Consider the following 12,855-nt stretch of genomic DNA (forward strand, 5'->3'; position numbering starts at 1 on the left):
AATTCGGGCCGGACATAAGATTCACAGATGAAAAATTTATTCGGATTCGGTTTGCTTTCCCTGCTTTGGGTTTTTATTTTGACCAATTGTGGCAACAAGCCTAAACAACTCTTGTCAGCAATACCCGAAAATTCGGCGGTGGTGGTTTATGCCGGGGCTTTTGAAAAATTGAAAAAATTCAATCGTTTAGACAGCCTTTTGCCGGAAAAGTCCAGCATGAAGGATTGTCTTTTGCGGTTGGAAAGCTTGAATTTGGGCATGAATCTGGCGGATAAACCAGCCGTTTTTGTGCCTGACCGAACTACCGGGTTACTGATATTGGATATTTCTGGCAGCCTGAACCAAAAGGATATTCTTTCTCGTATGAAGGCATTGCAGGGAGGAGAACTTACCCTATACCATTATAAGGGAAAGGAGATTTATGCTGTTTCGGGCAAAGAAAAAATTTCCGTTGCCTTTCACAAAAACCTGTTGTTGCTTTCTTCAGAAGCCTTCCCGATTGAGGCTGCGCTGGACCAGATCAGGGAAGGTAGTATCGGGCCGTTTGTTTACCAACCCGACCAGGAAGGGATAACCATTTACATTCAACCAAAATGGCTGCCTGCCTTGTTTGCCGGACAACTTTCCCTGGCTGGGGAAGCGGCTTTTAAACACTTCGAAGAAAAGATTGAAACGCTGATCTTTAACTGGCAGGAGCCGGACAGCCTTTACTTTACAGCGACTGCCGGATTAGGCAATGGTTTTCCTGCTCTTCAGCAATCAACTTCTCTTGACCATTTTTCCGGAATGCTGGAACGAATGCCTTTTCGCAGCGGACAACTCATGCTGCTGAATTTGGATCTTGCCCGTATGAGGAAACAAGGAGATTCCACCACCTTTTCAAGATTGATCCTGCCGTGGATGGGACATAAAATTGGGGTGTTTAAATCGGTAACTCAGCATGGAATAAAAACCGATGGTTATGTTTTGAACATTTCAGATAAAGCCCTTGCAGAATCCTTAATGGCCGAATTGGGAGAAGAAATGCCCGCCGGAGCGCCTTATGATTATGGAATGTTTACAATTCATCCGATTACCGGTAAAGATCTCTTCCTTGGACTACCAGGGAACGATGAGGATGGATCCGACCTGCTTGCTTACGTAATGTTGGAAGATTGTGTAGTATTTGCTGGATCAGCACAGGAACTGGAGTTGATATTAGAGGATATTATCGTCGGCAATACCAGGATGAAAGACGAAGCCTTACTGGCCAGCCTGGGGAAGGGGACGCCAAAAATGTGCGGAGTTTCATTATTTGAAGCTTCCTTTTTGGGGGATCTTTTTTCAAATGAATCCTTGCGTTTGGCGTATGGACAAATGAGGATGACGCTTCTGTTTTCAGAATTGGATTCCCAAAGGAATGCTATCGAGATCAAAGGCATGACTTCAGCAGCTGAGGAAACTAAAAACCTGCCGGGTCTGAAGGTCTGGAGTACCAGGCTCCAGGCAGAAGCTATCTCCCCGCCTGTTTTCATTAAAGACCGTATTTTCATTCTGGACCAGAAAAATATTTTATACGCACTTGACCTTTCAGGGACGATTTTATGGGAAAAACAACTGGAGGGGCCAATGCTTGGAAAAATTCAGCATGGAGTCGTGGAAGGAAAAACAGTCCTGTTTTTCAATACAGCCCATAACGTTTCGGCTTTGGATCTTTCGGGAGATGAATTACCCGGGTTCCCGATAATGCTTAAGGAAGTGTCCACCCAGGCCATAACACTTGTTGATTTTGAGCACAATGGACGTTTTTCGTTTTTTGTTCCCTGCGGGGATAAAATTTTTGGTTTTGAATATAATGGAATTCCGATTGTAGGCTGGAATCCTTTAGTGCTTGAGGCCCAGGTATTGTTCCCTTTTGATCATTTTCAATATGGAGGGAACGATTATATTTTTACATTGGATAGCTTGCCACAATTGCTTGTGCTGGACCGTTTTGGAACTCCCGTTTTTCCACCCATTCCACAAGAAGGATCATTTTCTTCCCCACCTTTTTATCAACTCGATCCCAGCTCAAAAATGCAGGGGATAAACCGCATTGTAGCCGGGAATGATGCAGGAAAAATCCTGGTGGTCAATCCGGATGGAACCCATTTCAATCTTCGGCTAAAGTGCGGGAATAATAAAAGAATGAATTTTGTTTTTGCTGATTTTACCGGGGATGAAAGAATGGATTACCTGGCTTCCAGCGGGCAAAATATCTCCCTAAGCGGTTATGAATCGGATCGCTTTTTTATCCATTTTGAAGTTGAATTACCCGTGGAAATCACCGGGATTTTTGGATTGGATCCGTTGTGTCAAAACAAGGCTGCGTTGGGTGTTTTCTCTGCTCCTTCCAAAAAGGTATACCTCCTGAATCCCGACGGTTCGGTAAATATGAAATTTCCCCTGGCGGGTAATCAACCTTTTACCATGGCCTGGAATGAAAATTGCAGGGAAATTTTCTATATTTTGGTGAACGGATCAGAAGTATATGCAGTCAGATAGAGCGAGCTAAAGGAGGGGGAATAATCGCCCATTAACTCCTCTGTTTTGCCAGACTGTTCCGTCGTTTCCAGAGCATAGCGAGGCTGAAAGCAGAGATCAGATGCCATACCCCCCACCAGGCGGCGACCATGGCCATTCCGCCCAGGCCGTTAAAGAAATTGAAAATCAGAATGAGGCCCAGCCCTGAATTCTGTATGCCGGTTTCCAATGAGATGGCCTGTGCATCTGTATTGGGTAAGCGGAATAATTTGGCCCAATAGTACCCTGCACTCAACCCCATAAAATTATGCACCAGGACGAGAAAAAATACCAGGTGAAGATAGTTTTTGATGTTCTCGAAGTTCCCGTAAATGGCAAATACCACAAAACTTAGGAAAATGATCATCGAAAGTATCCGGACAGGTTTTTTGATCTTTTGCGTAAAGTCTTCAAACCTGCTGTTGATCCACATGCCGAAGATTAAAGGAACCACAATCAACCTGATAATCGTGCCGGCCATGTCTTGTGGGTTCACATGGAGTTCCTGGGCGTAAACCTCTGTGCCGGGAATGAAAATGCTCAGGTACCGGAAATAAAAAGGCGTAACCACTATGGCCGCTAAAGTGGAAATAGAAGTCAGTAAAACGGAAAGCGCAGCGTTGGCTTTTGAAAGGTGTACCGCGAAATTGGAGACATTACCTCCCGGACAGGAAGCCACGAGAACCATTCCCAGGGCAATACTGGTAGGCGGCCTCAATATCAGGATCAGGATCACTGATAATATCGGCAAAATAATGAATTGCGAACTCATTCCGATCAACGCGATGCGGGGGTGTTTGAAAATGTACAGGAAGTTTTCTTTTTTAAGGTCCAGGGCTACCCCGAACATCAGAAAACCAAGACATATATTCAGCAAAAAAAGTTGATCCGGATTGAAATTAATACGGATGGCATCAATACCGGTCATATTAAAGTTGATTTATTTCGTTGCAAAGGATGGATGCTTTATTTTTTTTCAATTTCATCCATTACGTTTTGCGTATCATCCAGCAGCTTTTTCCAGTCCTCCTGGATTTTTTTTTGATCGTAGCTGTCTGGAGTTTTCTCCGAAAGTTTCTTTTCGAGATCTACCCGTTTTTGTTCAAGATTATCCAACTGGTCAAGTAAACCACTGTCTTTCACTTTTTTGGCATTATCTTTTAGCGAAGAATAAATGCCCTTCAACTTGTCCACCCCGGATTCAATGTTGTCCACGGCCTCATCGTATTTACCGTCTTTGAATTTTTGATGTTCAGTTTTCAGCAGGTTCCATGCTGATTTTGAAAAATCTTTAACATCGGAAATGATCTCTTTGGATTGCTCTTTTTCCTCTTCGGAACCATAAAATAAATTATAGGCGACGATGCCGACGACTAAAAGAAGCGCGATTTTAATTGCAGATTTTATCATAGTAATTATCGTTTATTTTAACAGAACTATATGATTAAAACAAAAAAAATCCCTCATAGAGTTCCGCCTGGTAAAACAAAGTTAGGGAAAAATAATAATTTTCTTTTCACTTTGTCATCCTTACCGACCGAGTTATCTTATTCTTCGACGTTTTGACGCCAATCCTGATTAAACGCTTTTTTGCGGGTGGCTTTACTTTCATGTCGTTTTACGTATTCTTCGAAAAGCGCTTGCTGTTCGATTTCAGGTAAAGGTTTGTTGTCATGATAGAACCCTTTTTCGAGCCGCTGGCGAAAGGCTTCGTATAAAGTTACCGCACAAGCGACTGAAATATTCAAACTTTGAACCATTCCCATCTGAGGGATGATAAAATTCCCGTCCGAATGTTTCAGGGCTTCCTCAGAAACGCCATCGTGTTCATTACCGAATAAAAGGGCTACCGATTGGGTCAGGTCGAGATCGTATATGGATTTGGGTTCTCCCTCAAGGTGAGTACTGAGGATCAGGTCATAATTACTTCGAACGTGTTCAAAACAAGCTTTGAGATCCGTATAAAAATGAACATCCACCCATTTTCTTGCCCCCGAAGAGGTGCGTTTTCCGAGCACAATATTTTTTATAGATAATTCCGGCTCCGAATACAGTACGAAAATTTCTTTCATGCCAACGGAATCGGCACTCCGTAATACTGCCCCGATATTGTGCTGGTCGTGCACATTCTCCAGGATCACCGTAAGATTGGGTTGTCGCCTTGAGGCAACCTCTTTAAATCTTTTTATTCTTTCATCTGTCATCATGTTCTTTCTCCATTTTATTAACTTACCAAATTTAACCAGGATCAGGTATTTACTACCACAGATTTAATATTTACCAACTCAGGGAATCCCTTTCGGCCTCACCTTTTAGTTTACCCATTTTCTGCCTCATTAAGGAGGCGTATCTGGATGGAACTGTCCTCAGGGCCCAGGCGATGTTCCTGATCATTTTAACACGGAGGGTTAATGGAACCGTTTTCCACAAAGAGTAAACGGTGGTAGCCAGATCAAGTTTTTCGGCAATGGCTGAGGCATTGAGGGATTCATAAGTGTTCAAGGCTTTTTTCGAAACCGGAATAATGCTTTGGAACATAACAAATTGATTCGCAGGTTATGGATTCAAAGAACAAAGTTAACCAAAAATAATGGTTAATAATTTTAGGCTAAAATTTTTAAATCTGAAAAATTTATAGTAACTTTAAGAGTATTGAAAAAGGTTCTACGGTAATAAATTTCGCTTATTTACACCCAGTATGTTAATTGTTCTGTTGCCGTATTGTAAAAACGAACCAAAAGACATTCTATTGACCCTGACATAATTTTTTACTGATTTTAAAAAGTAAAATTATGTTAGAAATACGAGGCCATGCGCGCGGCGGCCAGGGAATGGTAACCGCTTTTGAAGTACTTGCCAAAATATTCAGCCAACTCGGTGATTATGAGGTACAGTCTTTTCCTGCTTTCGGTGTGGAAAGGACGGGGGCTCCAATTCAGGCATTCCTAAGGATAGCCAGGAAGGCGATTCTCAACCGGAGCAATGTTTATCATCCCGATTTTATCATTGTCTTTGATGAATCCCTTCTCGATCAGGTGCCTGTTTTTGACGGGCTAAAAAATGGGGGATCCCTTTTGCTGAATACCTCCAAACCTATCAAGGCATTTGTGGGGCAGTGTGATAACGTTTATGCCGTACCAGCTACCCAGATTTCGCTGGATCTGGGCCTTGGTAGTAAATCCCTGCCCATCGTCAATGCGGCCATGATTGGTGCAATCATGCGTATCCTTGACGCTGATATCACCATAGCGAAACAAGTGGTTGCCGCAAATGTGCCGGTTAAACCCGAAGCCAACATAAAATCCTCACAAATAGCTTACGACAGTGTTTTGGGGCTTGAAAACAGCAACAACCTTTTATTGGAAGCCCTCAATACGAATGAGGAAGCCGGTTATGAACAGCCTGTATTTTCTAAGGACAACAATGGGGGCAACGATCCGAAATACAAGGTGCCTGTTTGGGAAGACCCTATGTCAAAGAACAAAACGGGAAACTGGCGCTTGCTGACTCCTTCTTACACTACAAAAACGCCTCCCTGTACTGATAACTGCCCGGCCGGCACTTCGGTTCGTGAATTTGTAAAACTGGCCGGAGCCCATAAATTTGATGAAGCGTTCGAGGTAATTCATGAACACAATCCTTTTCCTTCCATTTGCGGTAGGGTTTGTCCCCATTTCTGCGAGCAAAATTGCAACAGGAATCCTCTTGACGAGGGGCTTAATATCGGGGCAATAGAACGTTTCCTGGGGGACAGGATGACGGCACGAAAAATAACCGCTGTTCCGGTTACCCGGGAAGCAAAAATCGCGATCATTGGATCGGGCCCCGCGGGTCTTACGGCTGCTTTACGGCTGCGCAGTAAAGGGTATCAGGCGGTCGTTTTTGAGGCTTTACCCAAAGCGGGAGGCATGATGCGAACGGGTATTCCCAAATTCAGATTACCCGATGAAATTCTCAACCGGGAAATCAGGAATATCGAAAAAGCAGGGGTGGAGATTCTTTTGAATCAGCGTAAAAAAGTGGCTGAATTAGCCGATAGTTTTGATGCCGTGATCACCGCGGTGGGGTCGCATGTCAGTTCATCCATGTACCTCGATAATGAGGATCTCGTCACTGATGGCATTGATTTTCTTAGGGATTTTAAATTATTTGGCGATCAAAAGGGCCTCAGAAAAGGAGAAGAAGTTGCCGTGATCGGCGGAGGGAATACGGCCATTGACGTATCCAGAACCTTGCTGAGGCTGGGAGCCAAACCTACCATTTATTACCGGCGCACCAGTGAGCAAATGCCGGCCATTGCGCAGGAGGTGGAAGAGGCTCGTCACGAAAATGTACAGTTTGAATTTCTTGTTGCGCCTGTTTCTGTGGCCAAAAAAGCGGATGGCCGCTTCGAACTCGGGCTGATAGGCATGGAACTGGGCGAAAAAGATGCTTCGGGGAGAAGGAGGCCGGTTCGTATGGAAGGTTCTGAAAGGTTTATTCAGGTGGATCGCATCATCTCGGCCATAGGTCAAAGATTTGACGATTATGTTTTCAATGGAAGACCCATTATGCCGCAACAGGGGCAAATCGAATTTCAGGCCGGAGTCCCCGTCTTCTGTGCGGGAGATATGGCCTGGGGCGGAACGGTTGCCGAAGCCATTGGTAGCGGGAATAAAGTGGCGGAAGAGGTGCATGCTTTTTTGCAGAAACAACCTTACAGTCACGAGGAAGTGCTTCCGGAAGTCGTTTTGCCCAAAGACATCAATTATACATACTACCTGCCGTCGGCCAGACATGACAATAAGGTCTTTTATCCAAAGGATATTTTTAATGATTTTTCGGAAGTGCTGGAGTCTCTGCAGGCGGATGAGGTGGTGGACGAAGCTTCCCGCTGTTTGAGTTGCGGAGATTGTTACAGTTGTTTCAATTGTTTTAATTACTGCCCGGATGCCGCTATTCATGTGGATGAAAATGGCAGGATGCGAATTGATTATGATTACTGTAAAGGATGTGGCATTTGTGTTACAGAATGTCCTTGTTCAGCGATGGATTTTAGCTTAAGTTAAAAAAATGCCCGAATCATAAATAAAACCAGTCCGTGTATGATCACGGAGAAAAGAAGTAAATATGGAAAATAAAATCCAGGAACGTAAAAAAACGGTCAAGGGATATCCACGGCACACCATGAGGATCATGAAAGGGAATTTTGCGGCATCAGAAGCCGCCCAGTTGTGTCGAGTGGATTTTGTGCCCGCTTATCCCATTACCCCTCAGACTACCATCATTGAAAGTATTGCAGAAAAGGTAGCCCAGGGTGAAATGGAAGCCACCTACATCAATATGGATAGTGAACATTCCGTTTTTGCAGCGGCTATGGGAGCTGCAATGGGAGGTTCGCGTGTATTCACCGCCACAGCAGGGCAGGGGTTGTTTTATTCTCACGAGTTGTTGCATGCTATTGCTCACTTCAGATTGCCGGTGGTGGCTTGTAATGTGGGAAGGCCTTCTATACCGTGGAACATCTGGTCCGACCAGACGGATTCTCTTGCGCAAAGAGATACCGGTTGGGTGCAATATTACGGGGAGAGTTCTCAGGAAGTGCTCGACACGATCATACAGTCCTATATGTTGGCAGAAGCCCTGGAATTGCCTGTTTTGGTGGTGTTGGATGCCTTTTACCAAAGTCATACCAGTGAAAATATTTGGGTGCCGGATGCAGATCTCGTAGATGAATTCCTGCCTCCAAAGGCGCTTAAAGGAAACGAAATTGATCCTGACCATCCCAAAGATTTTGGTGGACTCGTTCCACCTGAACACTATGGGAAATTCAATATGAATTATTGGGAGGATGTCAATAAAGTGGAATTGCTTTCCGAAAAAATTGCCAGGAGGTTTGAAACCCATTTCGGGCGTAAATACAGCAATGTGGAGGCGGTGAATATTGGCAAAAACACCAAAATCGTCCTGGTGACCCTCTCAAGCATAACCACTACTGCCAGAGGCGTCATTCAAAAATACCCGGATGTGGGATTGCTGAAAATCAGGTTATTCAAGCCTTTTCCTAAAAATTCAGTACTCGAAGCCTTAAAAGACCTTCCGGAAGATGCCATTATTGCCAGCGTGGAGCGTAATTTCATCGGAGACAATGAGGGAGCCATTATGCAGGAAATGCTTCGTACCCTTTACGGTAAAAAGTACAGGTTGCACGATTTTTATGCCGGGATGGGTGGAAAGGATGTTCCACCTGAAACAATAGAAAAGATCATTTACATGGCCAGAAACAACCCTGAGTATATAAATTGGGTGTAACCCGGAAGAAATCATTAATCTACCATCAAAAACTACCATCATAAATGGAACCATCATTTGATTTTTTGATAAAAGAAGAAAAAGTATTCTCAGGTGCATTGAGTTGCAGAGGTTGTGGCTGGTCCCTTTTAGTCAGGCACCTGGCCAGTATTTTGGGCGAGAAAACGGTATATGTGCTTCCAGCCTCCTGCTTTTCCATTATATCGGGTCCTTATCCTTTAAATGATTTGAAAGGCACCGTTGTGCACACGGTTTTTGCCGGAGCGCCTGCTACGGCAACAGGTGTCCGGGCAGCTCTTGATCGTCGAGGTATGGAGGATGTACCGGTAGTGATCCTGGCCGGAGATGGCAGTACTTTTGATATAGGATTGCAGTCCCTGTCCGGAGCCGCCTCCCGTGGGGAGAATATCCTGTACATTGTCAACAACAACGGGGCCTACATGAATACGGGGATACAGACCAGTACTGCAACCCCTTATGGTGCTATGACGACGACCAGTCCCGGAGCTCAGGGGTTTAAAAAAACCTGGCCCAAGGATCTCATGGGCATCATCGCGGCTCACAATCTTCCCTATGCCGCCACTTGCTCCCTGGCTTTTCTCGAAGATTTTCGAAGGAAGGTTGAAAAGGCAAAAGAAATGAAAGGTTTTCGTCTGCTGATGATCGATGGCCCTTGTCCTCCGGGGCATAAAACCGACCCGTCACAATCCATTTCGCTGGCACGACTGGCGGTGGAAACCAGGTTGTTCCCCTTGATCGAAATTGAGCATTTTGATTACCGGATCAATTATACGCCCGAAAAATTCGTTCCGGTGGAAGCCTGTATGAAATTGCAGGGAAGATTTAAAAATGTCTTTAAAACCGGCAATGAACAAATATTGGAGGACATCCAGGAGCATACGGATAAAAACTGGAAACGGCTGGAAGCCCTGGCGGCGATGGTGGTTTAGGTGCTTTTTGTGAAACTTTTAAAAGAGTTGAGTTGTTCAAGTTGTTCTAAGAGTTCAAATTGTTCAAGTTGTTCCAATTGTTCAAGTTGTTCAAGTGAATCGAAGACAAGTCGGGAGGGTTTCAAAAAACTCCATGTTAACCCCCCTTTGAACTTTTGAAACAAAAAAACACTCACACATGACCTTTTCCACCCGGGTAATTGATTTTTTCAACCGCATCCAGGCCCCCGAAGTGCCCAAAGGGATTGGTGTCATGAACCCATATGTGACAGCGGAGGTAAAAGCCATTGTCCGGCAATTTTACGGTAAGTATTATAACGATCAGCATCCCCGGCGGTTGATATTTGGGATCAATCCGGGCAGATTTGGCGCAGGCATCACCGGGATCCCTTTTACCGATCCCATTCGCCTCGAAACTAGTTGCGATATTCATAATACTTTTCAAAAGAGACTTGAAGTTTCCAGTGTATTCGTTTATAATTTTATTAAAAAGTACGGCGGCCCCGAGATGTTTTATAAAGATTATTTTATCACGGCCACCTTTCCGTTAGGGTTTACCTTTGAAGGGAAGAACATCAATTATTATGATCAAAAGCCGCTGCAGGAAGCCCTTGAAGCCCTGATCATCCGATACATAAACGAACAACTCGAATGGAATGTCAAAACCGATGTGGCTTACTGTCTGGGCAAGGGCAAAAATTTGAAATATCTGGAAAAACTCAACAAAAAACATCAATTTTTTGGTGAAATACGCCCCCTTCCTCATCCTCGATGGGTCATGCAATACCGGTATCCAATGAGGGATGAAATTGCTGAGCAGATTGCCCTTGAGTTAAAAGGTCCCTAAAATTTTACATTTTACATTTTACATTTCACCTTGCAATGCCTACTTTTATCCTTTCAAAATTTTGAGGGTTTGCTTTCCTCATTCCTAAACACACCGATTTAAATTATGACAAAGACCATTCGTTTTTGCCTGTTCCTGATGATAGGGATGGGTTTCATTTCCACCCATGTCAATGCACAATTTGTAAATTTCGAAGAAACCTGGAAGGAATTTCTCGCTGACAACAAAACCATAGATTTCAGCGAATTAAAAAAACCATCCAAAGATCAGATCATCGATTATGCCAAATATACGCTTATGTATGCCACCAAACATTTTTGTGGAGGCGACATAAATGCTGCAGAAAAGCTGATCAAGGAAATCCATTCCTTTACCGAGGAAGGGTATAGTTACATCGATGGGTTTAAACCCAAATTTGATGACCTTACTGCTAAAGTCAAAGCCTATCATGATGTCGAACGACTGTGGCGTAAATTTTTAAAGACCAGAGATGTCAGCCTGGCGGAACTGGAGATTGAAAATGCTCCGCTGGTTTGTGATAAAGGAACCCTGGCCAAGTATTTTTATATGACCAGTGCGGCTTATTATTGCGAGGGAAACATTCAGAAATCAAAAGATGATTTTGAGAACAGGGTGATCAAACTCGTGGATTTTACCTCTTTAAAAGTGGAAGATGTGCCCGGCCTGGAGGTCAATGTAAATGTGATGAGGCAGATATACGCCGGGTTACCCCAATTGGGAAAGGCCTGGAAGCAATACCTCGATACAGGGGTTTCTCCCGGCTTTGATATTGAACTTCCCGTGATCGAATGTTATTCCATTCCTTCCATGAAGGAGTTTGTGCTTCGTGGGTCAGCAGATGTCTGTGGACAGGGAGAGTCGATGCTTAAAAAGATCAATGACCTGAAAGCCAAAAATACCCACCCAATCGAGGCAGGACTTGCAGATAAGATCAAATGGCTGGAAGAGGAAGTGGGCAAAAATAATGGGGATGTAACGGCATTGAATAAAGCCTGGAACGATTTTTTGCCGGATAACCAATTGACCGGGGGCATTAATTTTGGCTTTGAATATTGTAATAAGGCAGCCCAGGTTAAAGCCTATATCATCGATGGAATGGTCAATTTTTGCGAAAAGGGGCAACAGCGATTGGCTGATATAGACGCTTTGCGCAAATCCGACAATCCCCAATTGGATGAACCCACCCTCCGCAAGATCAATGAGTTTTCTGCCCGGCTGAACAGTGCCGACCAGGACCTTTCCAAACTGGAATTCCTTTGGAAGGATTTTGTACAAAACAACGATACCATCGTCGGGGCTTTTCAACTGGCCGATTTTTACTGTGATAAAATTGCCCAGGTGAAATCATGGACCATCAAGGGACATTTTGAGGCCTGTAGCCAGGGGCAGCAATACCTGGATAAAATTGCCGACCTTAAAAGAACACACAACCTAACTTTTGATACTGAATTATCCTGCCGGGTGCAGCGGTTGAGCCGCAAAGTTTGGTGGTGTCGCTATATTGAGCTGGTATTACAAGCCAGACGGGAAACCCATGAGGAGCGCGAGCGTTTTGGACCTAAATCTGCCCTGATCATGGAAGGGGATTTGAATAGTGATAAATTGCCTTGCCAAACGACGGTAAAATATGAACCCCTGGGCAATATCGGCATCAAATATGTCATTACGACTTACCTCTGCCAGGAAATCGACCTGGCAAAAATGGGAGATCCCGAATATTATAAAAAAATAGCTACCTGGGTGGATACCGAAGTGCTCCAGAAATATTGTGAAGTTAGCATGCGGTGTAAGGAAGATTTTTTCATTTACCTGGAAGGCCATACCGACGGGCATCCTTTTGGAGGCGCACGCTATAAGGAATCCCTTGAAATTCCGGAAGGTACTCCATTTACCCATTTTTGGGATGGGGAGGCCATTGAAAAAACGACGGAACGTGAAATGACCACCTCCCTCAAAAATAATATGGAATTAGGGATCGCAAGAGCCTGGACGGTGAAACGGCAGCTCGATTTCATGGGCGTTCCCATTACCATTGGCGCCTACGAGCATCCGAAATCGGAGAAAGGAGGGGAGTACCGCAGTGTCCATATAGAATTGAATATCACTAACCTTTTGCTCGATTTTTATGAGAAAAGGCTGGCTGAATTGTTGGAAAAATCAGGCATCGGCAAGCAGCCGGATAATTGCTAGAAAATATAAATCAGT

The 12,855-nt window shown here is 44.2% G+C and carries 10 protein-coding genes; 6 read left to right on the forward strand and 4 right to left on the reverse strand.

Annotated features, from left to right (window positions below; translation table 11 throughout):
* The first annotated feature begins 27 nt into the window (after positions 1 to 27).
* Complete coding sequence (locus tag H6571_00210) at positions 28 to 2,523, forward strand: PQQ-binding-like beta-propeller repeat protein (GenBank protein MCB9322138.1); 2,496 nt, start codon at positions 28 to 30, stop codon at positions 2,521 to 2,523.
* Between the two features lie 31 nt (positions 2,524 to 2,554).
* Here H6571_00210 and H6571_00215 read toward each other — a convergent pair whose 3' ends face one another.
* The 4 genes from H6571_00215 to H6571_00230 form a co-directional block, all read right to left on the reverse strand.
* Entirely contained in the window at positions 2,555 to 3,469 is a 915-nt protein-coding gene (locus H6571_00215; GenBank protein MCB9322139.1) for a bile acid:sodium symporter family protein, read from the reverse strand.
* Between the two features lie 38 nt (positions 3,470 to 3,507).
* The gene (locus tag H6571_00220) at positions 3,508 to 3,951 is read right to left on the reverse strand and encodes a hypothetical protein (protein ID MCB9322140.1); all 444 of its coding nucleotides are present in this window, start codon (positions 3,949 to 3,951) and stop codon (positions 3,508 to 3,510) included.
* 137 nt (positions 3,952 to 4,088) lie between these two features.
* Positions 4,089 to 4,745 (reverse strand): RNA methyltransferase, encoded by a 657-nt coding sequence (locus H6571_00225; GenBank protein ID MCB9322141.1) that lies wholly within the window; start codon positions 4,743 to 4,745, stop codon positions 4,089 to 4,091.
* Positions 4,746 to 4,818: 73 nt separating this feature from the next.
* Positions 4,819 to 5,079, reverse strand: coding sequence for a hypothetical protein (locus H6571_00230; protein ID MCB9322142.1), 261 nt, complete (start codon positions 5,077 to 5,079; stop codon positions 4,819 to 4,821).
* Between the two features lie 254 nt (positions 5,080 to 5,333).
* Between H6571_00230 and H6571_00235 the strand changes: the two genes are divergently transcribed.
* The 5 genes from H6571_00235 (at position 5,334) to H6571_00255 (ending at position 12,840) form a co-directional block, all read left to right on the forward strand.
* Positions 5,334 to 7,589, forward strand: coding sequence for a 2-oxoacid:acceptor oxidoreductase family protein (locus H6571_00235; protein MCB9322143.1), 2,256 nt, complete (start codon positions 5,334 to 5,336; stop codon positions 7,587 to 7,589).
* 61 nt (positions 7,590 to 7,650) lie between these two features.
* On the forward strand, positions 7,651 to 8,832 hold the full coding sequence (gene porA / locus H6571_00240; GenBank protein ID MCB9322144.1) for a pyruvate ferredoxin oxidoreductase: 1,182 nt from the start codon (positions 7,651 to 7,653) through the stop codon (positions 8,830 to 8,832).
* 44 nt (positions 8,833 to 8,876) lie between these two features.
* The gene (locus tag H6571_00245; protein MCB9322145.1) at positions 8,877 to 9,782 is read left to right on the forward strand and encodes a pyruvate synthase subunit beta; all 906 of its coding nucleotides are present in this window, start codon (positions 8,877 to 8,879) and stop codon (positions 9,780 to 9,782) included.
* A 178-nt stretch (positions 9,783 to 9,960) separates the two neighbouring features.
* Entirely contained in the window at positions 9,961 to 10,629 is a 669-nt protein-coding gene (locus tag H6571_00250) for a DUF4918 family protein (protein ID MCB9322146.1), read from the forward strand.
* 105 nt (positions 10,630 to 10,734) lie between these two features.
* Positions 10,735 to 12,840 carry a hypothetical protein gene (locus tag H6571_00255; GenBank protein ID MCB9322147.1) on the forward strand — a complete coding sequence of 702 codons (2,106 nt, stop codon included), beginning with the start codon at positions 10,735 to 10,737 and terminating at the stop codon, positions 12,838 to 12,840.
* The last annotated feature ends 15 nt before the right edge of the window (positions 12,841 to 12,855 follow it).

The organism is Lewinellaceae bacterium, from assembly GCA_020636105.1.
Taxonomy (GTDB): Bacteria; Bacteroidota; Bacteroidia; order Chitinophagales; family Saprospiraceae; genus BCD1.

Bases quoted from the DNA above. Each gene is read 5' to 3' on its own strand.
- H6571_00210 (MCB9322138.1), top strand. From the start codon at position 28: ATGAAAAATTTATTCGGATTCGGTTTGCTTTCCCTGCTTTGGGTTTTT.
- H6571_00215 (MCB9322139.1), bottom strand. From the start codon at position 3,469: ATGACCGGTATTGATGCCATCCGTATTAATTTCAATCCGGATCAACTT.
- H6571_00220 (MCB9322140.1), bottom strand. From the start codon at position 3,951: ATGATAAAATCTGCAATTAAAATCGCGCTTCTTTTAGTCGTCGGCATC.
- H6571_00225 (MCB9322141.1), bottom strand. From the start codon at position 4,745: ATGACAGATGAAAGAATAAAAAGATTTAAAGAGGTTGCCTCAAGGCGA.
- H6571_00230 (MCB9322142.1), bottom strand. From the start codon at position 5,079: ATGTTCCAAAGCATTATTCCGGTTTCGAAAAAAGCCTTGAACACTTAT.
- H6571_00235 (MCB9322143.1), top strand. From the start codon at position 5,334: ATGTTAGAAATACGAGGCCATGCGCGCGGCGGCCAGGGAATGGTAACC.
- porA (MCB9322144.1), top strand. From the start codon at position 7,651: ATGGAAAATAAAATCCAGGAACGTAAAAAAACGGTCAAGGGATATCCA.
- H6571_00245 (MCB9322145.1), top strand. From the start codon at position 8,877: ATGGAACCATCATTTGATTTTTTGATAAAAGAAGAAAAAGTATTCTCA.
- H6571_00250 (MCB9322146.1), top strand. From the start codon at position 9,961: ATGACCTTTTCCACCCGGGTAATTGATTTTTTCAACCGCATCCAGGCC.
- H6571_00255 (MCB9322147.1), top strand. From the start codon at position 10,735: ATGACAAAGACCATTCGTTTTTGCCTGTTCCTGATGATAGGGATGGGT.